Source organism: Mycoplana sp. ABR4_002 (assembly GCF_056159645.1).
Genome location: NZ_JBSWVO010000001.1, coordinates 4,087,670 through 4,110,995 on the forward strand (window position 1 = coordinate 4,087,670; position 23,326 = coordinate 4,110,995).

A 23,326-nucleotide genomic window follows, 5' to 3' on the forward strand; every position below is an offset into this window, starting at 1 on the left:
AAGGATGCGGCCCGGGGCGCGGTCTCGCCGCGCCCCGGGCCGTTCCATCATTGCTTCAGCTCGGCCTTTTCCGGACTGGCGGGGAAGGACGGGTCGCTTTTCTCGCCGCGCAGAAGCTGGAGCGCATGCTGCAACTGGATGTCGTCCTTGGCCTCCGGGGGCACGTAGGCCGACGAACCGGAGCCCTCCTCGTTCTCGCTCTGACCCTTGATATGGCCACGCAGGCTGGATTCGCCCGCCGCCTCCACCTTGCCCTGCAATTCGGGCGGCAGCGGTTGCTCCACCGTGATGTCCGGGGAGATGCCGGTGCCCTGGATCGACTTGCCGGACGGGGTGTAATAGAGCGCCGTCGTCAGCCGCAGCGCGCCCGCGTCGCCGAGCGGAATGATGGTCTGCACCGAGCCCTTGCCGAAGGAGCGCGTCCCGACCACGGTGGCCCGGCGCAGGTCCTGCAGCGCCCCGGCGACGATTTCGGAGGCCGAAGCCGAGCCGCCATTGATCAGCACGATGACCGGCTTGCCGTCGGTGAGGTCGCCGGGTGAGGCATTGAAGCGGCGGGTCTCGTCCTCGTTGCGGCCGCGGGTGGACACCACCTCGCCGCGCTCGAGGAAGGCGTCGGAGACATTGATCGCCTGGTCGAGCAAGCCGCCCGGATTGAGCCGCAGGTCGAGCACAAAGCCCTTCAGCTTGTCGGCCGGCACGTCCGCCTTGATCTTCTCGATGCCCTTTTCCAGGTCGTCGAAGGTCTTTTCGGTGAAGGAGATGACGCGCAGGTAGCCGACGTCTCCCTCGACGCGGAACTTCACCGCCTTCACGGCGATGATGTCGCGCATGATCGTCAGCTCGATCGGCTTGTCGGCGCCCTGGCGCAGGATGGTCAGCTTGATCGGCGTGTTGACCTTGCCGCGCATCTTCTCGACGGCTTCCTCCAGCTTCAGGCCGCGAACCTCCTGGCCATCGATCTTTGAGATCAGGTCGCCGGCGAGCACACCCGCGCGCGCCGCCGGGGTGTCGTCGATCGGGGTGATGACCTTGACGAGTTCGTCCTCCATCGTCACTTCGATGCCGAGACCGCCGAATTCCCCGCGCGTCTGCGTGCGCATGTCTTCGGCGTCCTTGGCATTCATGTAGGACGAGTGCGGATCGAGCGAAGTCAGCATGCCGTTGATGGCGTTCTCGATCAGCTGGTCTTCCTTCGGCGGCGTCACATACTGCGCGCGGACGCGCTCGAACACGTCGCCGAAAATCGACAGTTCGCGGTAGGTCGACGCGCCCGCCGCTTCGGCGGGCATCGTCACCGAGTAGATAGCGCTCATGGCCGTCGCACCCATCAGTGCGCCAACGATGACAAGGGAAGCCCTACGAATCATTGCTTGCCTTTCCAGAGACAGTAGCCGACCACCACGGTCGGGAATCGACCGGTTTGCCGTTCTTTCGGAATTCAATGTAAAGCGTCGGCCTGTCGGTTTCCAGCGCCAATGCGTTCACACTTGCGACTCTTTTCTCGCCCATCACGGCCAGAGGTTCCCCCGCCACGACGAATTGTCCCTCGCGGACATTGACCCGGTCCATGCCGGAAAGCACGAGGTGGTAGTCGTCGCCGGCGTTGAGGATGACCATGCGCCCGTAGCTCCTGAACGAGCCGGCAAAGACGACCCATCCGTCCGCCGGCGCCGTCACCAGCGCGCCCGGGTTTGTCGCGAGAACCAGCCCCTGCGAGGGATGGCCGGTGCCATCCGTTTCGCCGAACTGCCGCAGCGGATCGCCGGCAACCGGATAGTCGACCCGCCTGTGCAGTTCGGAGAAGGCATATGCCGGAGCAATGCGGTTTTTGTCGGGCGGGCGGGACAGTGCCTCGTCGCGGGCACGCTGCCGCTCGGCCTCGGTCTGCTTCGCCCGTTCCGCCTCCTGCAGCCGCGCCAGCGCCGCCGCCTCGCGCACCGAGGCGATCTCGCGCTCCATGCTGCCGATCAGGGCCTCGAGGCTGCCCGAGCGGCCGGCGAGCTCCGCCGCACGGCGCCGCTCGGCTTCGAGCGTGCGGGTGTTCTCGGCGGTGAGGGTTTCGTTCTGGCGGATCAGCAGTTCGGAGCGTCGCTCCTCCTCGAGCCGGCTCGCCATCGCCGTGGCAAGCTCGGCCCTCTCGCGGTCGATGTCGGCGCGAACCCTCGCCAGCCGCTGCAGGTCGGCCACCAGCCGGTCGGTCTCGGCGCGAATGCCGGGAACGACGGCGCCGAGCAGGATCGCGCTTCTGACCGAGGCCAGCGCATCGTCCGGGGTGACGAGAATGGCGGGCGGCGGGTTGCGGCCCATGCGCTGCAGCGCGGCCAGCACCTCGGCAAGCAGCCCGCGACGCTCGTACAGGGCACCGCGGGCGGCGTCCTCCTCGCCGCGCAAGGCGGCCAGCCGCTTCTCGCCGGCCAGGATCTTGGTCTCCATCTCGCGGCGGGCGGTGGCGGAGCCGACGATGGCCTCGCGCAGCGTGGCCCGGTCCTTCTCCAGCCTCTCGATGCTGGCCCGGAGCTCGTCAGCCTTGTCCTGCGACAGCGTGATCGACTTCGACAGCTCTTCCAGCTCGCGGCGCGTCTCGTCGCGCCGGAGCGCGATCGCCGCCGCCGGGTCGACCGGCTCGGCCTGCGGCGGCGCGACCCGTCCCGTGGTCGCATCCACGGTCGCGGGCGGGGGGACCGGCTCGGCCGAAACCGGCGCCGCCGGTCCGGCCAGGCAAAGCGCAAGCGCGGCAGCGGCGACTGCCTTGCGTCTGTGGATGCTGGTGGGTGCCGCCGTCGTCATGCTCGTTTGTTGCCGTTTCCTGCCCGTCTAAGCCGATTTGCGAAATTCGCCAAGAAACAACGCCAAAATTACGGCCAGCGCACGGGTGTCTTGCAGGCTGCGCCGTCAGGCTTGCGCGGGGATGTCACGCGCGATGGTAGGGGTGGCCGGCAAGGATCGTCGTGGCGCGGTAGAGCTGCTCTGCCACCAGGATGCGGACGAGCTGGTGCGGCCAGGTCATCTTGCCGAGGCAGAGCACGGCGTCGGCGCGTGCATGCAGAGCAGGATCGAGCCCGTCGGCACCGCCGATCGCCACCATCACCTCGCGCTTGCCCGAATCCCGCCAGCGGCCGAGCAGCGCGGCGAATTCCTCCGACCCCAGCGCCTTGCCGCGCTCGTCCAGCAAGACCAGCACCGCGTCGGGCGGCAGCGCCCTGTCGAGGAGCGCGGCTTCCTCGCGCTTGCGCGTGTCGGCGTTCGAGGCCCGGCTTTCGGCAACCTCGACAAGCTTGCCGAGTTCAAGCCCGTTCGCCGGGCCGGCCTTGGCAAAGCGGTCGAAATAGCGCGCGGCAAGGTCCTTCTCAGGCCCGGCCTTCAGCCGTCCGACCGCAAAAAGCCCGATCCGCATTACCCCGCTTCCTCCAACGCACACAGCGGCTACGCACACCCGCGGGGGGTGCCAACACAATCATGGCCGCATGCGGCGCCCGAGCGATCCGGGCGGTGCGACTAGTGCAGCGTGCCGTCTTCCATGTCCGGAGCCGCCCACATCCTCTCGAGGTTGTAGAACTCCCGGACTTCGGGACGGAACACGTGGACGATGATGTCGCCCGTATCGATCAGCACCCAATCGCCGGCCTCCAGCCCTTCGACGCGGGCGGTACCCAAGCCCTCGTCCTTGAGGTCGCTGATCAGGTGGTCGCAGATCGCCGTGACATGACGGTTCGAGCGCCCGGACGCGACCACCATGTAGTCACCCAGCGCAGACTTCCCGACGATGTCGATCGTGACGATATCTTCTGCCTTCGAGTCCTCGAGGCTCGCGAGGACCGCTTGAAGAGCGCGTTCGGCGGCTTCGTCGCCGCGTTCGGCGCTGGTGGGAAGGACGCCGTAGGCGCTTCCCTTCGCGTGCACTGTTGTCAGAGTAAATCCTTTCCATTTAACGAGCACGGTGGCGATTCGTCCCCCTGGGACGAAGCACCACTAGATTTAGGCATCAATATGCATCGGTTTCAAGACGTCACGTGCGTCTGGTGCCCGTTCTCCAGCTCGGCGCGGTGCCTGAGCGCACTGGAACTGAGCGGCGAGCGTGGACCGTGGATGAAGGTCCAGGCCGGCGGCCGGTGGAAGGCGAGCGCCCCGGCGTCCTCCTCGTCGACCCGCGCAAAGTCGAAGGTTCGCGCCAATTTCGACGACAGGTAGGCCAGCGTCGATCCCGGCCGGTCGATGACCGCGATCGGGAAGGTGCGGGCGATTTGCCGCCAGTTCTGCCAGTGATGGAAGCCCTTCAGGTTATCCGCGCCCATCACCCATACGAAGCGAACAGCCGGATTGCGCGCGCGGACGATCGCAAGCGTGCGCGCGGTGTAGTTCTGGCCAATCGTCTTCTCGAAGGCGGTGACCTTGACGCGCGGGTCCGGCGTGATCGCCTCCGACTGCCGCAGCCGCTGCTGCAGCGGCGCCAGGTGACTGTGGTCCTTGAGCGGGTTGCCCGGCGTCACCATCCACCAGAGCTGGTCGAGGCGCAGGCGTCGCAGCGCGATCTCGGCCACGAGCACGTGGCCCTCGTGCGGCGGGTTGAACGAGCCGCCGAACAGGCCGACGACCATCCCGCGCTCGACATGCGGCATCCGAAGGTAGCGCTGGTCGATCTTGTCCGGATGCACCTAGGCCCGCACCTGTCCGGTGCCGCGCACCCTGTACTTGAACGAGGTGAGCTGCTCGACGCCGACCGGCCCGCGCGCATGCATCTTGCCGGTGGCGATGCCGATCTCGCCGCCCATGCCGAATTCGCCGCCGTCGGCGAACTGGGTCGAGGCGTTGTGCAAAAGGATTGCCGAATCGATCTCGGAGAAGAAGCGGTCGGCCACCGCCTGATCGTCGGCGATCACTGCCTCGGTGTGCGCCGAGGACCACCGGTTGATGTGCGCGATCGCCCCCGAGACCCCGTCCACCAGCGCCACCGCGATGATCGCGTCGAGATACTCGGTCGACCAGTCCTTCTCCGTCGCCGGCTCCAGCCCTGGCGCCAAGGTCCGGATTTCGTCGGTGGCGCGGACCTCGCAGCCCGCCTCCCGCAACGCCGAAACGAGCGGAACGAGGTGGGTGGACGCGGCCGCGCGATCGATCAGCAGCGTCTCCGCAGCGCCGCAGATGCCGGTACGCCGCATCTTCGAGTTGACGACGATCGTGCGCGCCATGTCGAGGTCGGCCGACCGGTCGACATAGACATGGCAGAGGCCCTCGAGATGGGCGAAGACCGGCACCCGCGCCTCGTTCTGGACACGGGCGACAAGGCTCTTGCCGCCGCGCGGCACGATCACGTCGATGCAGCCGTCGAGGCCGGACAGCATCGCCCCGACGGCGGCGCGGTCGGCGGTCGGAACCATCTGGATCGCATGTTCCGGCAAGCCGGCTTCCTTCAGGCCGCGCACGAGGCAGGCGTGGATCGCCCGCGACGAATGCAGGCTGTCCGAGCCGCCGCGCAGGATCACGGCATTGCCGGCCTTGAGGCAGAGCGCGCCCGCATCCGCCGTCACGTTCGGCCGGCTTTCGTAGATCACGCCGATCACTCCGAGCGGCGTGCGGACGCGTTCGATGTGCAGCCCGTTCGGCCGGTCCCATTCGGCCATCACCGCGCCCACCGGATCGGTAAGCGTGGCGATGTCGCGGATACCTGCGGCGACCGCGGAGATTCGCTCCGGCGTCAGCGTCAGCCGGTCGATGAAGGAGCCGGCCAGGCCGCTCGCGCGCGCGGCGGCAAGGTCGGTCGCATTGGCCGCCAGGATGGAGTCGCGGTCATCGAGGATCGCCCGCGCCATCGCTTCGAGCGCCGTGTTCTTCGCCGCCGCCGAAGCCACCGCTAGCGGCCGGGACGCGACGCGGGCGTTGCGGCCGATGGCGGCCATCAATTCGGCCACCTCGCTGCTGGCGCTTCTCTGGTCAAGCATGGGCGGCATCCTTTTCCGCGGTCGTTCCGTCCTCGGCCCTGATGGCGCCGGTCATGACGAGGTCGTCGCGATGGACCATCGCCGCCCGTCCCGCATAGCCGAGGATCCCGGCGATTTCCGCCGATTTCTTGCCGGCGATCTGGCGCGCCTCGTCGGCGTCGTAGCCGGCCAGCCCGCGGGCGATCTCCCGCCCGCCCGTACCGATGATGGCGATCGTGTCGCCGCGCGAAAACGCACCAGCGACCGCGCGCACGCCGGCGGGAAGCAGGCTCTTGCCCGAGCGCAGCGCCGTCTCCGCGCCGGCGTCGATCGCCAGCGTCCCCGCGGGCTGCAACTGCCCGGCGATCCAGGTTTTGCGCGCCGTCACCGGCGAACCTGACGGAGCGAACCAGGACGAGCGCGCGCCTTCGTCGATGGCGCGCAGCGGATGGTCCGCCGTCCCGGAGGCGATGATCATGGCGCAGCCGGCGCCGGTGGCAATCTTGCCGGCGTCGATCTTTGTCCGCATGCCGCCGCGCGAAAGCTCGGAGGCCGCCCCACCCGCCATCGCCTCGATCTCCGGGGTGATTTCGGCGACGGTCTCGAGGAACTGCGCCTGCGGGTCGAGGTGCGGCGGGGCGGTGTACAGCCCGTCGATGTCGGACAGGAGCACGAGCAGGTCGGCGCCGGCCATGGTGGCGACGCGCGCGGCAAGCCGGTCGTTGTCGCCATAGCGGATCTCGGTCGTCGCCACCGTGTCGTTCTCGTTGATGATCGGCACGGCGTCGAGCTTCAGCAACTGGTTCAGCGTCGCCCGGGCGTTGAGGTAGCGGCGGCGCACCTCGGTGTCGCCGAGCGTCAAAAGCACCTGTCCGGCGACGATGCCGCCGGTTGACAGGCTCTGCGACCAGGCCCGCGCCAGCGCGATCTGGCCGACAGCCGCGGCGGCCTGGCTCTCCTCCAGCCGCAACGCCCCCTTGGGCAGGTTGAGCACGGTGCGGCCGAGCGCGATCGCCCCGGAAGAAACGACGAGCACCTCGGTGCCGCCAGAGCGCAAGCCGGCAATGTCGGCGCAGATCGCGTCCAGCCAGGCCTTTTTCAGGCCGCTGGCGCGATCGACGAGCAGGGCGGAGCCGATCTTGACGACGATCCGCCGGTATTTCGACAGCGGCTTGCGGGTCTTCGCCATGCTAGCCCTCATCATCTTCCGCTGTGCCGAAGCGCCCGATCTCGTCGCGCAGCGCGCGCAGCGCCTCCACCATGCCCGCCCCGGTAGCCGCCGACAGGAGCAGCGGCGCCTGGCCGGAAGCCTTCTCCAGCTCGCGCGCCTTCTTCTTCCGCTCGTCCTCGTCGAGGATGTCGACCTGCGACAGCGCAACGATCTCCGGCTTGTCCAGCAGCCCGCCGCCATAGGCCTCGAGCTCGTGCTTGACGGTGCGGTAGGCCTCGCCGACCTTTTCTTCCTGCGCCGAAACGAGGTGCAGCAGCACGCGCGTACGCTCGACATGGCCGAGGAAGCGGTCGCCGAGCCCGGTGCCCTCGTGCGCGCCCTCGATCAGGCCGGGAATGTCGGCGATGACGAATTCGCGGCCGTCGACGGTTGCCACGCCGAGATTGGGATGGAGCGTGGTGAAGGGGTAGTTGGCGATCTTCGGCCTGGCGCGGGTGCAGGCGGCGAGGAAGGTGGACTTGCCGGCGTTCGGCAGGCCGACCAGGCCGGCGTCGGCGATCAGCTTCAGCCGCAGCCAGATCGTCTTTTCCTCGCCCTCGAGCCCGGGATTGGCCCAATTCGGCGCCTGGTTGGTCGAGGACTTGAAGTGGGCGTTGCCGAAGCCGCCGTTGCCGCCGGCGGCCAGCCGGAAGCGCTGACCCTCCTGCGTCAGGTCGACGATCATCGTCTCGTTGTCCTCTTCGAAAATCTGCGTGCCGACCGGGACCTTCAGCGTCACCGACGCGCCGCCGGGGCCGGTGCGGTTGCGCCCCATGCCGTGCGTGCCGGTCGCGCCCTTGAAGTGCTGCTGGTAGCGGAAATCGATCAGCGTGTTCAGCCCGTTGACCGCCTCGACCCAGACGTCGCCGCCGCGGCCGCCATCGCCGCCGTCCGGGCCGCCAAATTCGATGAATTTCTCGCGACGAAACGAGACAGCCCCTGCCCCGCCGTCCCCGGAGCGGATATAGACTTTTGCTTCGTCGAGAAATTTCATCGGATCGCCATTCCTGGATTTCGGGCTGAACGCCCAGTCGCCGCCATCGATATCGCCGGTTCCCGCGGAGGTCAAAGACTATCGTGAAATTCGTCAGCTACAACATCCAGTACGGCATCGGCCTTGACGGCCGGCTGGACCTGCCCCGAATCGTCTCGGAGATCCACAATGCCGACGTCATCGCCCTGCAGGAGGTCACCCGCGGCTTCCACCGCAACGGCGCCATCGACATGGTGGCCGAATTGCAGACCTTGCTGCCGGCGCACTTTTCCGTCTTCTGGCCGGCCAGCGATGTCGACGCCGGCTCGGCGATCCGGAACGGCCGCGCCGTCAACCGCCGCTTCCAGTTCGGCAACATGGTGCTGTCGCGCTACCCGATCCTTGCCTCGCGCCTGATTCCGCTGCCGCGCAGCCGCACGCTCGACAAGCTGAACCTGCAGCGCGGGGCGGCCGAGGCGGTGATCGACGCGCCCGGCGGCGCCCTGCGCGTCTACTCCGTGCACCTCGACCATCTCTCGGGCGGCGAGCGCATCGCCCAGGTCCGCCATCTGAAGGAGCGCGTGCAGACCTTTGCGCTGGAGGGCGGGGCGATCTCCGGCGCCGAGGAATTCGGCCTGCGCGAGCCGCCCGTCCCCGACGACTACGTGCTGATGGGCGATTTCAACATGACGCCGGAATCACCGGAATACTGTGCGCTCGCCGGCGAGGTCGACGCCCTGTACGGTCGCCAGATCCGCGCCACCAATCCGCTCGACGTGCATGCCGGCCTCGGCAAGCGGTCGGCCGACAGCTACAGCTGGATCGATCCCAAAGACCACGGCAATCGAATGTATCTCGACTACTGCTTCGTCAGCCACGGCCTGGTCGGGCGGCTGAAGGATGGCTGGGTCGACGACACCGCCTGCGGCTCCGACCATCTGCCGGTCTGGTTCGAGCTCGGCTGAGCGCGGCAGCCCGATCGCAGCGAACCGCGACGAATTGATTTGTCGGCCGGCCGACATAGATTTGTTTCGTGGCTTGGACGTCGCCCCCTCGTGAACGGCCAAGGCCGCCCGCCTTTCAACCGCGCCGGGGAGAGATCGCATGGACAATGGAGCGCATCAGCGAAAGCGCAAGTGCCAGCGAGGTGGGGCGCGCCGCCTCCTGCCCGTCGCGTTTCTTGTCGCCTGCGGCATGCCGGCGACGGCCGGCGCCGCCGAAACAGACCCGAAGGCCGTGCTCAAGGCCATGTCGGACTATCTCGCCCGACAGCCGACGATCGCTGCCACGCTCAACTCCAGCATCGAGATCGTCACGCCGGACTTGGAGAAGATCCAGTTCGGCAGCTTCACCACCTTGCAGTTGAAACGGCCTGACAAGCTCCGCGCCGAGCGCACCGGCGGCTACGCCGCCGTCCGGCTCCTGTTCGACGGCAGTCAGCTGACGATCGAGGATCTCGACCGCAAGCGCTATGCGCAAATCGGCATCAGCGGCTCGATCGACGAACTGGTCAGCCACATGCACCGGGATCTCGGCATCATTGCACCCGGCGCCGACCTGCTGCTGTCGGACGTCCATGCGGCACTCAGCGCGGACGTGGTTGAGGCCAAGTATATCGGCCAGGGCGTGATCGACGGCCACGAATGCGAGCATCTCGCCTTTCGCAATGCCGAGACCGACTGGCAGCTATGGGTCAGGACCGGCACCGACCCCGTTCCCTGCAAGCTGGTGATCACCAGCAAGATGGTGACCGGTGCGCCACAATACACGCTCGAGGTCCGCGACTGGACGGCGGGCGCGGCGATCGATGACGCGACCTTCGCCTTCGTCGCCGAGGGCGACCCGAAGAAGGTTGAGCCGAAGGAACTGTCGGGCCTGGACGAGCTGCCGGAGCCCGCCACCGAGGGAGGGACGAAACCATGAGATACGCCACCGCGCTTGCCGCGGCCGTGATCGGCGCTGCCGCGTTGATCGTCAGCGATCACCTGCCGTGGCCGGTCGCGGGGACGTGGATCGCCGCCGCCGAGGCCCGGATCGGCCGTCCCGCGACGCCGTTGAGCTATGCCGGAGTCGCCCGGCGCACGACCCGCCGCAGCGTCGCCTATGGCGCGGCCGCGGCCGGAACCGCCTGCCGCACCTACTACAACGCCTACGGCCAGGCGGTCACCACCTGCTACTAGAGCCCTGTTTTTGGCAGGCACGGAAGGCGGCAGAGGCCGCCTTCCCGTTCATCGCCGTGGCGGCGCGGCGCGGAAGTCGCCCGGCGAAAGGCTGGTTTCGACATGCGGCACCATGGCGTTACGGCCGGCCGAATAGACCTCGCTCAGGCCCCGGATGCGAAAGCCGAGCTTGTCCTGCACCCGGAGCGAGGCGGGGTTGTCGGCGAAGACGCCGGAGCGGATTTCGACTCCCGGCATGCGCATCAGCCAGCGCGCGATCGCGGCATGCACCGCCTCGCTCATGTAGCCCCGGCCCCAATAGAACCGGTTCAGCCAGTAGCCGAGATGCCACTGCCCGCCCCGCCACTCGAACGCGACGACGCCGATGTGCACGTCGTCGCCGGTGGTGATCGCCAGCGTCCAGCCGGGCAGCAGGCCGCTGGTGACGGCCGACAGCCACTCCTCGGCGTCCTGGCGGTCATAGGGCGCCGGCACCCGCGCCAGCATGCGCGCCACGCGGAAATCGCCGAGCGACTGGGCGATCGCCGCCGCGTCGCCCGGCCGGTGCGGGCGCAGCACCAGCCGCCCGGTCTCGACGACCGGGCAGCGGCCGGGGTTTGCTTGGACGGCCGCTGCCCGTTCCTGCCGCAGCGCGCTCATCCGAGGTTCCCCCAGCTCTTCAGCGACATCCAGGTCTTGCGGTCGAGCCGGTACCACTCGACCGGCACCATGCCGCCGACGGCGAGGCTGCGCACCATGCCGGTGGCCTGGAACTGAAACCCGCACTTCTGGATGACCCGGCGCGAGGCGATGTTCATGACCCGGCAGCGCGCGTCGATCTGCTCGACGTCGCGGGTGCGGAACACCATGTCGGTCAGGCTCTGCGCCGCCTCGGTGGCGTATCCCTTGTTCCAGTGAGGCTCGCCCAGCCAGTAGCCCAGTTCGACCGTCCTTTCGTCCTCGGTCGGCTCGATGCCGCAGCAACCGAGGAACGCGCCCGTGTCCGCCGTCGTGATCGCATAGACGCACTTGCCAATCGCGCCGGCTTTTGTGCGTCGCACGAAGTCGGCCGCGTCCGCGATCGTGTAGGGATGCGGCATGCGGGCGACCATGTTGGCGATGTTGGCGTTGTTGGCGAGATGGGCAAGGGCGTCGATGTCGTCTTCGTGCGGGGCTCTGAGAACGAGCCGCTGCGACAGCAAGATGGGACAATCGGTCCTTGACCGTTCCGGCCTTGGCCGTTCTTCGGGGGACCGGGGTTGGTCCTCCCGCAACATTTCGCTGACCATGCTTCAATCCTCCAGATGAGCAAAGGGGAGATGGATCGCCCCATCTCCCCTTTTTCTCTGCAGGCTTGAAACCTGTAGCATCAGCCGGGTCGATGAGACGCCGGCTGTTTTAGAGCGCTACCGGCTATTCCGCTGCTTCGGCTTTCGGCATTACAGACACGTACACGCGGCCATTGGCCTTCGTACGGAAGTCCACGTTGCCGGCCGTAAGCGCAAAAATGGTGTGATCCTTGCCGAGGCCGACATTGGCGCCCGGATGCCACTTCGTGCCGCGCTGACGCACGATGATGTTGCCCGCGAGCACGGCTTCGCCGCCGAACTTCTTCACGCCGAGACGCTTGGACTCGGAATCGCGACCGTTGCGCGAGGAACCGCCAGCTTTCTTGTGTGCCATTGGAGTTCTCCTTTACCTGTCCGTTGTCGTCAGTTCGCTGCGGCTTCGGCAGCGGCCTCGGCCTTCTTGCTGGCCTTTTTAGCCTTGCCGCCGGCTGCCGCGATCTCGACGATGCGGACTGTCGTCTGGTGCTGGCGATGGCCGCGCGAACGCTTGGAGTTCTGGCGGCGACGCTTCTTGAAGGCGATGACCTTCTTGGCGCGGCCCTGATCGACGACTTCGGCGGTGACCACCGCGCCGTCGACGAAGGGGGCGCCGATCGTGGCGTCGGCGCCTTCGCCGACCATCAGCACTTCGGTGAATTCGATCTTGTCGCCAGCGGCGCCGGTCAGCTTTTCAACCGTCACGACATCGTTGGCCGCCACGCGGTACTGCTTACCGCCGGTCTTGATGACTGCGAACATTTGTTGTCCTTTCATGTTCGGTCCGGCTCTTCGCCTAAGCGGCGAGGCCGTCTTTTTGTCAGTCGGCTTGGGTCGGGCGCAGCCGCGCCCGCCGGTGAATATCGCCCCCCGCCCGGTCCAGGCACAAGAGAGCAATGTCGGGCGACGGGATTGCCCCATTGCCACGCACCGTGCGCAATAGGCGAGGCTCGGGAAACTGTCAAGGCCGTTTCGCCGCACCGCGCCGAATTAGTTATCCCGGCCGTCATTCTGCGCTTGCAACCCCGCCCGACAGCCGCTATGAACCCCCCGCGCTGAACCAGCGCCAACCGGATGCGGAGAGGTGGCAGAGCGGTTGAATGCACCGCACTCGAAATGCGGCATAGGGGCAACTCTATCGGGGGTTCGAATCCCCCCCTCTCCGCCAGCGGAATTACGCTCCCCCAAAATGTTTTAAGAACAATGGGTTAGCACTATCACCGCCAAGCGATGCTCCCCCACAGCGCTCCCCCAATTTGATTGGGCTGATGCCTACGCAGTTTGAATACTTGCTCCCCTTGGAGTTCAACTCTCGTATTGCCCGTGGCTGGTCGATGATCAGCGGCAGTCTTCTGTCCGCAGTTGCAGCTTCGCTCTATGTTGGTGGCGACAGCCATCAGTGTGGGCCTAAAATGGAGCGCCTAGTGGAATGTTATCCAGCAAATAATGACCGAACTGCGGATGGCCTTTGGCGACGCGCAGATGCGGTATCGTGTTAACCACGCCACCAAGAAAGCCGAGCGCCTCGTCGTCGGTATGCACGCGACTCCATTTTCCATCACCATCCGCCGTCCAATAGCCGCGACCGATAATACATATTGCTTGGATCGCCGGGAGGGTACCCTTCATCGGGTCATATTTTCGGTACCGGGCAATTTCGTCATCTGGATCACCTTTGAGGTCGCTGCCAAATGCAAATATTGCTCGAATAGGAGGGTATGCCGGACCAGCAGACGACGCGACTGCGTTTCGCTTGTTTGGACTTGGTGTGAAATGCCACGGTGGCAGCAGAGGCATTTTCCCGATCAACTCTGCACTTCTAATCGATTTTCTTAGCTCGGCAGCGGTCAGTTTTGATTTAATCTCGATCGCATATAGGCAGGCTTCGATGGGTACCAGACCACTCCTCTCCAGTAGGAATGCCGGGAGAATTGACGGCGCATGCAGAATGGCGTCAACTTGGGGCGACTGGGAGCCGTTCACGGCGATTAAATTACCCGTCACCGTTTGTATGTCGGGCGGCAAGAACGGCGCGAATAGTTGATTCATTATCGCCTCGCGCAATTGCCCTTTAACACCTTGATGCTGGATGCCGTCCAAGGCTTTTGAGAGGCCCACAGAGTACTGCGCCAGCTGGCCTGCCGATGCGCGGAATACATTCTTATTCATTTGGCCTCTACTTTCATTTGCTCATACCTGCATGATATCAGGCTCGTATTGTTCGACAATTGCGTGCTCAGAAGAGGAGATGCCTTACAGCGCGGCAAGCCTACAACCTCAGTCCTGTTGCACCCAACCACTTCGACAGACTCGTCCGCGAAAAATGTTGAAATGCAATGATGCGAACCCGTACGTTGATAAAGCATGTTGACTAAACGGAGGTCGAGGTGGAGTTCGGAGGCAATTGGCGATTTGAATCACCAGGATCGATCCCAGATGAAGTCCAGGACGAATTTCTAACATTGATAAGCAGAATTTCTGGCCAGGGGAACAGTTGGGCAATTCTTGAACACTTCAAGCGCTATTTTGCGAGCGCGGCAGGATGGCCCCAGAGCGAGAGTTCAAGCGAGCGTTGGGCAGAGAGTGACTTACGAGCACGCATGTCGGCGTCCGGAACGAACGCAGCGCTTTTTATTGAGGCCTTCTACGAAGGTTCTCAGGAACTGGGCCGCCGGGGATTGCAGGTCCCTGATGTTAAGCATCTCAATCGCATACTCTCTGAACACGGGGCGGGCTACAAGATCGACCCGCCTCGTTTGGTAGCTGTAGGCGACCATCAGCCTATTCCTGTACCTGGGCGGCTTCCTTCACTTGATGAGCAAGGCCAGTCAATAATAAGTGGCTCGCTTGAGATTGCGGAGAGGTTGCTACGCGAGGGGCAGCCGCGCCAGGCAGTGCAAGAGATTTTGTGGATGCTCGAAACTGCAATAACGGCCTTCCGGGGTCTGTCGACTGGAGGCGTAAAGATCGAAGAGAAGTACTTCAACAAAATTGCTGGCGAGCTTAAGAGGCACCTAAAGGGTACCACCTTAGAGCAAGTGTTGTCCTGGATTGAAAGGTTGCATGGATATCTATCGTCACCAACTGGCGGCGGCATTCGTCATGGCGTAGATCTACAGAGTGGGGTGGTCGTTAGCGCCGAAGAGGCCCGCCTATACTGCAACCTCATTCGGAGCTACGTTGTTTTCCTCATGACTGAGCACCAGAGGTTGAGCAATGCTGATCGATGAGACCCTGGCGCTGTTGGTGGGCGCGGAAACCTGGGCCATTAATCAGAGACGAACGGCATGTCAGCCGAATCAGCATCCTGCAAGGAGCCGTGTCTAGCGGGCCGTTCGACATGAAGGGTGGGTGCGGCAGACCGTAGACAACGTGTCGGTAAATTTGCAACTTTGTGGCGGTGTTGATTACGAGGTGCGCAATGCTGATTGAGAGGCTTTTGGTGCCTGGGGCAATTGTCGGTGCCGCCCTGATCGGCGCTGCGACTTTCCGATATGATGTTCAGTCAACGGGGGTGGAGCGCTGGCCCCTATTAGTCCACGATCGCTGGACCGGGTCCGTGGCGTTATGTAGCCACAGCTCTAGTGGTATGACATTGTGCAAACCCGGTGTTTCCTCAGCCCGATTATTGGAAGTCGCGGCTCGAGAGGGCGACAGGCATTAAGCAGGAGTTCAAAGGACCTCGCCCGGCGGCCTCTCCTCCAGGGACGAAAGTTGAACAGCCCGGTCCAAGCCTGCTCTTCGCCAGTCCTCAAGCATTTCGTACAAATAGAGAATGCGCCTGAGGCTGGGGGTAAAATTAGCTCTTTCGGATTGGCTGGGAGCGCCTTACAAGGTCAACTCGTCAAATTGAATCAGTACTGTCGCGATAAGAATTGGGGGCGAGTTTGCATAAGTTACTCTCGGATGTTTGCAAGGAACTGGACGGCGTCAGCGAGAAAATGCTCGCTTTGCAGAACAGTGACGCACAACGCGCGAACGATATTTGGGGTAGTTGGCAGATCCCACCTATCACTCCACACGGGCTTGCAATGCTACCCATAGATATGAAGTCCGCCCTAACTGAGGCGAACTTGAGTGATCTCACTGAGAATCAAGAATGGAATGCAGAAGAAGCTCTAGGAGTCTTGAAGGCGATGCAGAGCTCCTTGATGCCCCAAATGTACTCCAACCACCCGCATGGCATCATAGCCTATCTCAGTACGATGTCTTACGTTTCCTGCACTCTCGCGCCGTTGATGGGGTGGGTCACGCCAAATAACAACGCCTTGCCCGGAGCGCTTGTCCGCAAGCTCAACAAGACTGAACGGGACCTATCCAATCTAATGCCTGACAAGGCCGAAATGGAGGAACGAATTCAGACGATACGGGAGGCGCACGAGGCGGCGAGTGCCTTGCCCACCACAATGCAGGAGCTTAAGGACACCCAACGAACCATAACCAGGATATCTGAAACCGCCTCTGAGATGATTGGCAAAATTACAGCCAACACCGAGCAGGCCGAAGGCAGGCTCAGTGACATCAAAGCGAGAACGGCCGAAGCAGAAAACCTTGCACATCTTGCAGCTGAAGCCCATCGAATTACTACGACGGTAGGTCTCGCCTCCGCTTTTGAAGCTCAGGCAACAAAGCTGCGGCGTAGCATGGCCTTCTGGGTACTTGGGCTGGCCGGAGCACTCGGCGCCCTGATGGTCGTCGGTCACTTTAGACTAACTGCGCTAAAAGACACGCTTGCCATTACCCCTTTTGAGCCATCTCGCGTCTGGATCCAAATTCTTCTTTCGGTCCTTAGCGTGGGGGCGCCGTTGTGGTTTGCATGGTTGGCCACAAAGCAGATTAGCCAGCGCTTCCGACTAGCCGAGGACTACGCCTTCAAAGGGGCGGTATCAAAGGCCTATGAGGGCTACCGACGTGAAGCGAAAAATATCGATCCAGCGTTTGAGAGGGCGCTCTTTGCATCGGCACTTAAGCGACTTGATGAGGCTCCGCTGAGATTGGTTGAAATGACGACGCACGGTAGTCCGGCCCATGAGTTTGCCGAATCGTCATTCATCAAGAACATCACCAGCGTTGCATCAAACTTGGTGACGAGAGTGAAGACGGACAGTCCTTCACCGGAAAAGGCTGCAAAGACTGATCTGGCTGGCTGAGGCTCTGGCTGCCTTCGTGTCTCTGGGACGCACGGCACAAGTGGGCACACTAAGCCCTCTCCTTGATCCTCTTGGCCAGCCTTGCCAGCGTGGAGGTAGAGACCCCGGTAGCGGCCACGATGCTGGCCCAGGTCTGCCCCTTCCTCAGCATATCCATAAGCGCGGCATTGCGCTCGGTGTCCTCAGGCCTGCCCTTGTAGGTCCCTGCCGCCTTGGCTTTTTCAATGCCCTGGGTCTGCCTTCTGCGGCGGTCCTCGTAGTCTTTGCGGGCGATAGCGGCCAACATGTCCAGCATCATGCCGTTGATTGCGTCCAGCATCCGGGCAGCGAACTCGTCGCCTCCTTCCTGGATCAATTGGTGAGAGGTCGGCAGGTCCAGGGCCACCACGCGAACCCTCTTGGCGGCGATCTCCGCTTTGAGCTTCTCCCAGTCAGCGGCATTGAGGCGGCTTAGGCGGTCCACCTGCTCCACTAGGAGCACGTCCCCCGGCTGGCAGTCGGAAAGGAGGCGGAAGAGTTCTGGCCGCTGAAGGGACGCCCCGCTTTCGTTCTCAACGTACGAGGCGGCAATCCTCAATCCTCGCTCATCAACGAAGCGCTTAAGGTCTGCTTTGGCGCGGTTGGCGTCTTGCTCCTTGGTGGAGGCGCGGAGGTAGGCGCGGACAAACATGCGGAATAGCTCCATGCTTCGCTTTGGATAGCTTCGATAATAATGCTTCGCTATAGGTTGTCAAGTTGATTTATCGAAGTGCGATTTGATGGGGCCAGGAGGGATTCGCTTCAGGTGTACCTTTTTCGAAGTGGTGATGGCGGAGCTTGGCGGACCGCGTTGCGCACGAGGGGAGGGGAGTGGAGGTGAGCCTGGAGGCACCTCCCGGTATCGCCTTCAGGCTAGGCCGCCCTGCAGGAAGAGGTTTGGCTGGGTGCCTGCCCCTATCAGGGGGGAAGTTGACGCGTTGTCGCGTAGATTTGAGATGTCGCGTGAGCGGCCCCCTACAGCGCTCCGGGCTTTGTTGGGGATAGCAACTATTGCGCACAGCTCCCAGATTGAAGCCCCCCGCAAGCAACGCTACTTCTGGGGCCCCGTTGGCTAGTGGGACAAGATTATGGCCGAGAAAGCAGTGAACATTGAGTGCCGGAGTCAAGGAATCCGCAAAGAAAAGCTCAGCCATAAGGAGCTAATGACGTGGCTCCAGGAGGAAGAGAACTTCTGGAATGAACTTCCGGACATTGACCGCCATTATATGGTCGCAAACCAAAACTACGGCTCTCCCGGCATCGTCAACGGGTACAAGGGGCAGTTTCGAAACATTCGAAATCTTCTTGAGCGCGGCGACTACAGCGGTATCGAGAATTTTCTGAAGCTGGCCGAAGAGTTGCGGGTCGTTCTCGCTCATGGAACGATTGGTACTGAGATAAGAAAGCTTATTATTGCTGGTGATGCAGTTACGGCCCAGCGGCTCATTCTGACATTTTCGGACAATCTGAACCCCAGGGTAGAGATTAAAGCCGATGTTGCGCCACTTAAAGTCGCCTTAAAATTTAACCCATACCAGATCACGACGGCTGACATAATCTCGGCCTCAGATGCCCTCAAGGAGGCGAACCAAACCGCCACCGAGATGGAAGCCGCCCATGCCGAACAAATCAAAGCGTTGAAACAGCTTGAGGATAACCTCAATGCCTACGTTCAGCAGACGGGGGATGAGCTAAAGCATCTGCATGAGATGTATGAAAGACACTTGATCCTCCAGGGACCTTCCCGCCACTGGGGGAAGGTTTCAAAGACCGCCTTCAAGTATGCGTCTTGGTCCCTGTGCGCATTCATAGCGATGCTAGTCCTTCCTACTGTGGTCATCTGGTGTAACTGGTCAGCCGTCTCTGCATACATCGATCACACCCTGGATGTGACTAAAGGCAGCCTCTCGCTGGCCTCGCTTGTGGTGTTCACTGTGCCTGTGTTGGCTTATGGGTGGCTGCTAAAGCACATCAGCCGCATCTTTACCCAGAACTTGATGGTGAACGCCGATGCGGAGCACCGGAGGGTAATGGCAATCACGTTCTTGGGTCTCGCCAAGAGGAAGGCCGTAGGCATTTCCGAGCAGGATCGAGCTCTCATCCTCAACGCCCTCTTCCGTCCCTCCCCGACGAGTCCCCAGGATGACGGGCCGCCCTCGGGACTGTTGGACCTCATCAGCAAGAAGTAGCTTCCCCACATCTCTCGCTAGACCATCTTCTCCGCCACCCTGGGGGAACCCAAAGGAGTTACGGTATGGACGGCATAGAGGCATCCGTGGAGGGGAGGCGTGGGGTACCTGGAGGGCTCGTCAGGGCTTCGCGGTGTCGTGGAGTGCTCCCCGTTTCAGCGGACAGATCGGCTAGTTTGATTTAGCCCTGATGAACTGCCGAGGGGAAGCCATCTTGAGGGCGGAATGGGGATGGATTTCGTTGTAATCCTCGATCCATCCGTCGATAAGTCGGAGCACCGTTGCGACGTCCGGTAGGGCGGAGATGCGGATGTAATCCCGTTTCAGAGTTTTCACGAATGCCTCGGACATGCCGTTCGACTGGGGGCTGGCGACTGGGGTGAAGCAGGGTGTCAGATTGAGCGCCTGGGCAAACAGTCTGGTCTCCCTTGCCGTATAAGCCGAGCCATTGTCCGAGAGATGCTCGATAGCATGTGGGGCTCTGGTTGCTGCGAACCGCTTCTCGACTGCCTCCAGCATCATGTCGCGCACGTCCGAGCCGGAGATGCCTGCATTGGCAACAGCCGTCCATGCGATGATCTCGCGGTCGAATGCGTCGATGATGAAGGCGAGACGGATGACCTCGCCGTTCCAGCAGGTGAACTCCAGACCGTCGGAGCACCAGCGCAGATTGGAGCGCATGACCATGACCTTGCCGTCATGGATGCGGCCCTTGCGAACGGCCGTATGCTTCTCCAGCAACATGGCGTGGTTGCCCATGATGCGGTGAACCCGCTTGGCGTTGACGACAGGCTTATCGGCGGCTCGCCTTTCGCGATTAAGGAGCGCGGCGATCCGCCGATAGCCATAGGTTGGCCTCTGATCCACCAGTCTGCGAATGGCGGGCAAAAGCTCTGCATCCTCGGCCTTCCGATAGGGCCCGCGCGGCTTTGATCTTCCTTTCAACCGCTCCACGAGGTTGGAACGGGAGACGCCCAGCGTCTCTGCGACGGCTTTCATCGGGAACCGTCCTTCGGCAACAAGATCGGCCGCGATATCCGTTTTTTTGAGTCTGCTTTCGAAAGTGCTTCGCGGAGTATCTCGACCTCCATCGTCTTGCGGCCGAGCATGCGCTCCAGCTCGCGGACGCGGTCTTCAAGCTTCTTCACTTCCGAATTGCCGACAACCGGCTCGTCTGAATCCACGGCGGCAGCGCCTCCCTCACTCAAGAGCCTGCGCCACCGGTAAAGCAGATTGGGCGCAACGCCATGGCGGCGAGCGGTCGAAGATACCGTCTCGCCTGGTTCGAAACTCTGCTCAATGATCGTCAGCTTCTGCTCGGTTGTCCACCGCCTGCGGCGGACATCTCCCGTCAGCAATTCAACATGTCGATACTCGTTAGACATAAGCCTGTCCTCAAGCCTGTGCTTGAGCCTCTCTGCTTATGCCGACTGTCCGGTCGAAATGGGGTGCAGTTCATGTCGTGGAGGGGGTGCTTAAGGTGGCTGGACATCTTGGGAGATGAAGGTTCCCTCATCCCCCTCCCTTATCCCTGAAGATTATACGGCATGATGCCGGTCACTTTAAGCACCAATGCTAAGCCCTCCCCAAGGCCTAGAGGCCGGTGATGAGAAGAGAGGCCGAATACAAAGCTTAGAGGAGACCCCAGGAGTCCCCCCCTATTAGTGGCAAGTTATTTGGGTCTAACGCTAAGCCGCCGCTGCCAGCGCTTCAGCCGACCTTCTAATCGGCTTCTCTCTAACGGGAAGAGCCACGCCTAGCAGCCCCTCCGCCACCTCCTCCATGGCCTCCATCGCTCTGTCCCTGTCGGAGACGGCCACCTGTATCCCATCATGGAGACACTGGGACGGAATGCCTAGGCTCTCAAGCTTCAGGAGCAACGCCACTAGGAGCTTGCTTTCCATGGCCATGAGTTCCACGCCGATGTCTGTGGCGAAGTGCTCCGCGATGGTCGGGTGATGCATAGAGAAACTCTCGACAAGCCGCCGTGCGTTCCACCCTTCAGGCAGCAACTCTCGGAGTTCGGGCGTCAAACGCTTCATCTGGTCTGATCGAGACAGGAGGGAAAGCATTGCCCCCTTTGCGCCATCCCTATGCTCCTCTAGTCCGGGTATCGCGTAAGGGTCCCCCGCGAAGAGCTTCCCAGTCTGACGGACATAGAGAAGCTGAATGAAAGCGGCGGAGTAGTCCAGGTCCGCGATGGGTTGGCCGTCGATGGTGATGCGGTGCCGCTGATCGGACTTCAGGCTCTGCCACCACGCTCCGAACAGTCGGCCACTCAGATTAAATCTATGCGGATCGGCTTGGGATCGGAGGAGGAACATTCGGCGCAGGGAGACTGGAACCTGCGGTTCTCCGCCAAGGCGAAAGTCGGCCTGATTGATGGCGCTGTTTATTCGCTCCATGTCGGCCCTTAGAGCGGCGGTCTCCAGGGTGTCCGTGTAGTGGATGCGACACTTCAGGGGTGTATGGCCCTTGAAGTCCAGCTCCCCAGTTCTCGCATTGAGCCAGATGGTCTCTGCCCCGTAGACCCGGCCAATATCGGCAAGTCGGACCCCATGGTGGCTTATCGAGGACACGAGGCCCGCCGCAAGCCCGACAGTGGTAGTCCGCTGCTTGAAGACATAAGGATGACGAGTGATGAGGCCCGAAGCCTCCATCGTCTGAAGGACGGCTGAAAGGAGATTTCTGGGGTAATCCTGCCGGTCGTATCGGGTCGGCTTACTCTTGGCTGTAGCAATCGCCAGATGAGGCGTCGCTTCGAGGTGCGGGCTCAAAGCCAAGGCCACACTGTTTGCGGCGATGTTTTCAACGACAAGCCTCCTCCTGGCGATGGCGTCTCGCCTGACTTGCCGAGTCGTGGCTGTGGAAATCTTCCGCTCCACCTCCTCCACGATGGTCTCGGAGAGGGACTTCAGGGCGTCACCTTTCGCCGTCAACCACGGGTCTAGGAAGATGGCTGGCGGAGAGGATTGCTGGTCCTCTCTGGCGAAGTCCCCCCTGCTGGATCGCTCGATGGTATGGGTCATGCCACCCCTCCCTCCCTCATCTGTCTTGTGACCTCCTCAACGGCCCTCAGAACAAGGTCCTCGGGCACCTTGTCTCTGATCATTTCCCCCAAGATGCGGATGTAGCGCCCCTCCGACCTCGGCCACTTCTCCCATCCGCGCCTCCAAGAGGATGTCGCATGGGGATAGACATCGGCCATACGTCTCCCATCTCGGTCCCTCATGATGGTCCCACTTGCTCCATTCAGTCTCTTCGCCAGTTTCCCTATCTGGACCGCCCCCCAGTCGGGGAATCCTTGGGGACCTAGATCGAGATGCGCCGCCCCAATGACGATGACAATTTCTAGGAGTTGCTCCCCGGACTTCTGTGCGTCTCGCAGTCTTGCCAGCACATTCCGAGCTTTGTCCTTCGGCACCATGTTTCGTTGGTGGTATGCCCCCTTGGCTCGTCCTTGAGCCCACATCAAGGCCTCCAGGTGAGCGACGGCAAGCCTAACGCCTGGATGGTCATGGTTCTGCTTCATCCATACCTTGGTGGCGGCTCGGTACGGTGCCAACTCCCAGCCCCGGTAGCTTCGCCTCGAAGGATGTCCATGGCGGCGAAGGTGCTCAATGTGGCTACTGCAATAGGTCTCGGAGAATCCCTTCCCGGCAGACCTCTGGGTGTATTTGGCACAACCAAAGACGATGCAGTGCTGCCGTTGATGCGGGGGAGGTGCCTTGGCCCTCTCCTTGACGGAACGTGCGGAGGTGATGCGGCGGTTACGAGAGGTCATCGCTGTCCACCGAGATTACGTTGCCGAACATCGGCTCTTCACCATTTGCGGTATCAGTGCCGTGGTTGCGGTGGTAACCAAGCGCGATTTCTGCGGCCTTCCTTCTACGGATTGCGTCCTCTTTCGAGGCGAACAGTCCCAGATCGCGGACACGGCCATCCTCCCTTATCTGAGCCCGCCATTTTCCGCTGCGCTTGTCGAGGTACACGCCTGACGCGCCAGACTTATTGTTCGACCGCCTTCCAAGATTTCTCATGTTTTGTTCTTTGCTGGCCTCTCGAAGATTGGCCCAACTGTTATTAGCGCGGTCATGGTCGAGGTGGTCGATTTCGTTGGCGGGCAACATTCCCGTCTGGATAGCCCAAGCGACCTGTTGTCCCGTTGGGCGATATGTGGTCCCATCAAGGGTTATCCAGATTTGGACGTAGCCGCTGGAATTCAGGCTACCTGCCTTCTTGCCTGCATTCTGGGAGTTCCACCGTTTCCAGCCTGCATCGGAAGTGAAATGGCCTCGCGGGCGTTCCCTCCACGTCAGGTCGCCAGTGCTGGGATCGTAGGAAATCGTCTCCTTTAGACGCTCGATGTCCATGCTGTTCTCCT

Annotated in this window: 23 protein-coding genes and 1 tRNA gene; 7 read left to right on the forward strand and 17 right to left on the reverse strand. The window is 62.6% G+C overall.

Translation table 11 applies throughout. The features are described 5' to 3' along the window. Positions 1–47: 47 nt before the first annotated feature. The 8 genes from ACXAGF_RS19435 to obgE all read right to left on the reverse strand — a co-directional run bounded on the left by ACXAGF_RS19435 (position 48) and on the right by obgE (position 8,122). Positions 48–1,370, reverse strand: a complete 1,323-nt coding sequence (locus tag ACXAGF_RS19435) for a S41 family peptidase (RefSeq protein WP_475019014.1) — start codon at positions 1,368–1,370, stop codon at positions 48–50. Next, positions 1,360–2,790 (reverse strand): murein hydrolase activator EnvC family protein, encoded by a 1,431-nt coding sequence (locus ACXAGF_RS19440; RefSeq protein ID WP_475019015.1) that lies wholly within the window; start codon positions 2,788–2,790, stop codon positions 1,360–1,362. Before ACXAGF_RS19440 ends, ACXAGF_RS19435 begins: the two co-directional genes overlap by 11 nt. 124 nt (positions 2,791–2,914) lie before the next feature. Continuing rightward, positions 2,915–3,397: a 23S rRNA (pseudouridine(1915)-N(3))-methyltransferase RlmH gene (rlmH, locus tag ACXAGF_RS19445; protein ID WP_475019016.1), complete on the reverse strand. Its 483-nt coding sequence runs from the start codon at positions 3,395–3,397 to the stop codon at positions 2,915–2,917. A 101-nt stretch (positions 3,398–3,498) separates the two neighbouring features. Next, positions 3,499–3,948, reverse strand: coding sequence for a ribosome silencing factor (gene rsfS / locus ACXAGF_RS19450; RefSeq protein WP_475019351.1), 450 nt, complete (start codon positions 3,946–3,948; stop codon positions 3,499–3,501). Positions 3,949–4,001: 53 nt separating this feature from the next. Beyond that, complete coding sequence (locus tag ACXAGF_RS19455) at positions 4,002–4,640, reverse strand: nicotinate-nucleotide adenylyltransferase (protein ID WP_475019352.1); 639 nt, start codon at positions 4,638–4,640, stop codon at positions 4,002–4,004. A 15-nt stretch (positions 4,641–4,655) separates the two neighbouring features. Continuing rightward, a complete protein-coding gene (locus ACXAGF_RS19460; protein WP_475019017.1) occupies positions 4,656–5,939 on the reverse strand; it encodes a glutamate-5-semialdehyde dehydrogenase in 1,284 nt (427 codons plus the stop codon). After that, entirely contained in the window at positions 5,932–7,107 is a 1,176-nt protein-coding gene (gene proB / locus ACXAGF_RS19465; RefSeq protein WP_475019018.1) for a glutamate 5-kinase, read from the reverse strand. Before proB ends, ACXAGF_RS19460 begins: the two co-directional genes overlap by 8 nt. Before the next feature lies 1 nt (position 7,108). Next, on the reverse strand, positions 7,109–8,122 hold the full coding sequence (gene obgE / locus ACXAGF_RS19470) for a GTPase ObgE (RefSeq protein ID WP_475019019.1): 1,014 nt from the start codon (positions 8,120–8,122) through the stop codon (positions 7,109–7,111). A gap of 83 nt (positions 8,123–8,205) precedes the next feature. On the opposite strand from obgE, the gene ACXAGF_RS19475 reads away from it, so the two are divergent. The 3 genes from ACXAGF_RS19475 to ACXAGF_RS19485 all read left to right on the forward strand — a co-directional run bounded on the left by ACXAGF_RS19475 (position 8,206) and on the right by ACXAGF_RS19485 (position 10,281). Beyond that, positions 8,206–9,066 carry an endonuclease/exonuclease/phosphatase family protein gene (locus ACXAGF_RS19475; protein ID WP_475019020.1) on the forward strand — a complete coding sequence of 287 codons (861 nt, stop codon included), beginning with the start codon at positions 8,206–8,208 and terminating at the stop codon, positions 9,064–9,066. A gap of 139 nt (positions 9,067–9,205) precedes the next feature. Continuing rightward, positions 9,206–10,024 carry a DUF2092 domain-containing protein gene (locus ACXAGF_RS19480; protein ID WP_475019021.1) on the forward strand — a complete coding sequence of 273 codons (819 nt, stop codon included), beginning with the start codon at positions 9,206–9,208 and terminating at the stop codon, positions 10,022–10,024. Next, positions 10,021–10,281 carry a hypothetical protein gene (locus ACXAGF_RS19485; protein WP_475019022.1) on the forward strand — a complete coding sequence of 87 codons (261 nt, stop codon included), beginning with the start codon at positions 10,021–10,023 and terminating at the stop codon, positions 10,279–10,281. Before ACXAGF_RS19480 ends, ACXAGF_RS19485 begins: the two co-directional genes overlap by 4 nt. Positions 10,282–10,329: 48 nt before the next feature. Here the strand turns inward: ACXAGF_RS19485 and ACXAGF_RS19490 are convergent, their stop codons facing one another. From ACXAGF_RS19490 to rplU, 4 genes are all read right to left on the reverse strand, one after another. After that, positions 10,330–10,920: a GNAT family N-acetyltransferase gene (locus ACXAGF_RS19490; protein ID WP_475019023.1), complete on the reverse strand. Its 591-nt coding sequence runs from the start codon at positions 10,918–10,920 to the stop codon at positions 10,330–10,332. After that, a complete protein-coding gene (locus tag ACXAGF_RS19495) occupies positions 10,917–11,549 on the reverse strand; it encodes a GNAT family N-acetyltransferase (protein ID WP_475019024.1) in 633 nt (210 codons plus the stop codon). Before ACXAGF_RS19495 ends, ACXAGF_RS19490 begins: the two co-directional genes overlap by 4 nt. 124 nt (positions 11,550–11,673) lie before the next feature. Then, positions 11,674–11,943: a 50S ribosomal protein L27 gene (gene rpmA, locus ACXAGF_RS19500; RefSeq protein WP_108002200.1), complete on the reverse strand. Its 270-nt coding sequence runs from the start codon at positions 11,941–11,943 to the stop codon at positions 11,674–11,676. A 29-nt stretch (positions 11,944–11,972) separates the two neighbouring features. After that, positions 11,973–12,347 carry a 50S ribosomal protein L21 gene (rplU, locus tag ACXAGF_RS19505; protein ID WP_475019025.1) on the reverse strand — a complete coding sequence of 125 codons (375 nt, stop codon included), beginning with the start codon at positions 12,345–12,347 and terminating at the stop codon, positions 11,973–11,975. Between the two features lie 316 nt (positions 12,348–12,663). Between rplU and ACXAGF_RS19510 the strand changes: the two genes are divergently transcribed. Then, positions 12,664–12,753, forward strand: a tRNA-Ser gene (locus tag ACXAGF_RS19510). A gap of 239 nt (positions 12,754–12,992) precedes the next feature. Here the strand turns inward: ACXAGF_RS19510 and ACXAGF_RS19515 are convergent. Further along, a complete protein-coding gene (locus tag ACXAGF_RS19515; RefSeq protein ID WP_475019026.1) occupies positions 12,993–13,754 on the reverse strand; it encodes a DUF6602 domain-containing protein in 762 nt (253 codons plus the stop codon). A gap of 218 nt (positions 13,755–13,972) precedes the next feature. On the opposite strand from ACXAGF_RS19515, the gene ACXAGF_RS19520 reads away from it, so the two are divergent. Both ACXAGF_RS19520 and ACXAGF_RS19525 read left to right on the forward strand, forming a co-directional pair. Then, positions 13,973–14,815, forward strand: coding sequence for a hypothetical protein (locus ACXAGF_RS19520; protein ID WP_475019027.1), 843 nt, complete (start codon positions 13,973–13,975; stop codon positions 14,813–14,815). 657 nt (positions 14,816–15,472) lie between these two features. Continuing rightward, on the forward strand, positions 15,473–16,735 hold the full coding sequence (locus ACXAGF_RS19525) for a hypothetical protein (protein ID WP_475019028.1): 1,263 nt from the start codon (positions 15,473–15,475) through the stop codon (positions 16,733–16,735). Positions 16,736–16,784: 49 nt separating this feature from the next. On the opposite strand, the gene ACXAGF_RS19530 is transcribed toward ACXAGF_RS19525, so the two are convergent. Beyond that, on the reverse strand, positions 16,785–17,405 hold the full coding sequence (locus ACXAGF_RS19530; protein ID WP_475019029.1) for a recombinase family protein: 621 nt from the start codon (positions 17,403–17,405) through the stop codon (positions 16,785–16,787). A 436-nt stretch (positions 17,406–17,841) separates the two neighbouring features. Here ACXAGF_RS19530 and ACXAGF_RS19535 point away from each other — a divergent pair, with 436 nt between their 5' ends. Then, positions 17,842–18,942 carry a DUF6161 domain-containing protein gene (locus ACXAGF_RS19535; RefSeq protein ID WP_475019030.1) on the forward strand — a complete coding sequence of 367 codons (1,101 nt, stop codon included), beginning with the start codon at positions 17,842–17,844 and terminating at the stop codon, positions 18,940–18,942. A gap of 171 nt (positions 18,943–19,113) precedes the next feature. On the opposite strand, the gene ACXAGF_RS19540 is transcribed toward ACXAGF_RS19535, so the two are convergent. The 3 genes from ACXAGF_RS19540 to ACXAGF_RS19550 form a co-directional block, all read right to left on the reverse strand. Then, positions 19,114–20,327, reverse strand: a protein-coding gene (locus ACXAGF_RS19540) for an IS3 family transposase (RefSeq protein ID WP_475019031.1) whose coding sequence is annotated in 2 segments (ribosomal slippage) — positions 19,114–19,991 and positions 19,991–20,327 — 1,215 coding nt in all. Because the reading frame shifts where the segments join, the coding sequence is not laid out codon by codon here. A gap of 303 nt (positions 20,328–20,630) precedes the next feature. Next, positions 20,631–21,971: a hypothetical protein gene (locus ACXAGF_RS19545; RefSeq protein WP_475019032.1), complete on the reverse strand. Its 1,341-nt coding sequence runs from the start codon at positions 21,969–21,971 to the stop codon at positions 20,631–20,633. Positions 21,972–22,712: 741 nt separating this feature from the next. Next, the gene (locus ACXAGF_RS19550) at positions 22,713–23,315 is read right to left on the reverse strand and encodes an HNH endonuclease (RefSeq protein ID WP_475019033.1); all 603 of its coding nucleotides are present in this window, start codon (positions 23,313–23,315) and stop codon (positions 22,713–22,715) included. Positions 23,316–23,326: the final 11 nt, after the last annotated feature.

Bases quoted from the DNA above. Each gene is read 5' to 3' on its own strand.
- ACXAGF_RS19545 (WP_475019032.1), bottom strand. From the start codon at position 21,971: ATGACCCATACCATCGAGCGATCCAGCAGGGGGGACTTCGCCAGAGAG.
- ACXAGF_RS19440 (WP_475019015.1), bottom strand. From the start codon at position 2,790: ATGACGACGGCGGCACCCACCAGCATCCACAGACGCAAGGCAGTCGCC.
- ACXAGF_RS19530 (WP_475019029.1), bottom strand. From the start codon at position 17,405: ATGTTTGTCCGCGCCTACCTCCGCGCCTCCACCAAGGAGCAAGACGCC.
- ACXAGF_RS19480 (WP_475019021.1), top strand. From the start codon at position 9,206: ATGGACAATGGAGCGCATCAGCGAAAGCGCAAGTGCCAGCGAGGTGGG.
- rpmA (WP_108002200.1), bottom strand. From the start codon at position 11,943: ATGGCACACAAGAAAGCTGGCGGTTCCTCGCGCAACGGTCGCGATTCC.
- rplU (WP_475019025.1), bottom strand. From the start codon at position 12,347: ATGTTCGCAGTCATCAAGACCGGCGGTAAGCAGTACCGCGTGGCGGCC.
- ACXAGF_RS19550 (WP_475019033.1), bottom strand. From the start codon at position 23,315: ATGGACATCGAGCGTCTAAAGGAGACGATTTCCTACGATCCCAGCACT.
- ACXAGF_RS19535 (WP_475019030.1), top strand. From the start codon at position 17,842: ATGGCCGAGAAAGCAGTGAACATTGAGTGCCGGAGTCAAGGAATCCGC.
- ACXAGF_RS19495 (WP_475019024.1), bottom strand. From the start codon at position 11,549: ATGGTCAGCGAAATGTTGCGGGAGGACCAACCCCGGTCCCCCGAAGAA.
- ACXAGF_RS19460 (WP_475019017.1), bottom strand. From the start codon at position 5,939: ATGCTTGACCAGAGAAGCGCCAGCAGCGAGGTGGCCGAATTGATGGCC.
- ACXAGF_RS19515 (WP_475019026.1), bottom strand. From the start codon at position 13,754: ATGAATAAGAATGTATTCCGCGCATCGGCAGGCCAGCTGGCGCAGTAC.
- ACXAGF_RS19485 (WP_475019022.1), top strand. From the start codon at position 10,021: ATGAGATACGCCACCGCGCTTGCCGCGGCCGTGATCGGCGCTGCCGCG.
- ACXAGF_RS19490 (WP_475019023.1), bottom strand. From the start codon at position 10,920: ATGAGCGCGCTGCGGCAGGAACGGGCAGCGGCCGTCCAAGCAAACCCC.
- ACXAGF_RS19435 (WP_475019014.1), bottom strand. From the start codon at position 1,370: ATGATTCGTAGGGCTTCCCTTGTCATCGTTGGCGCACTGATGGGTGCG.
- obgE (WP_475019019.1), bottom strand. From the start codon at position 8,122: ATGAAATTTCTCGACGAAGCAAAAGTCTATATCCGCTCCGGGGACGGC.
- rlmH (WP_475019016.1), bottom strand. From the start codon at position 3,397: ATGCGGATCGGGCTTTTTGCGGTCGGACGGCTGAAGGCCGGGCCTGAG.
- proB (WP_475019018.1), bottom strand. From the start codon at position 7,107: ATGGCGAAGACCCGCAAGCCGCTGTCGAAATACCGGCGGATCGTCGTC.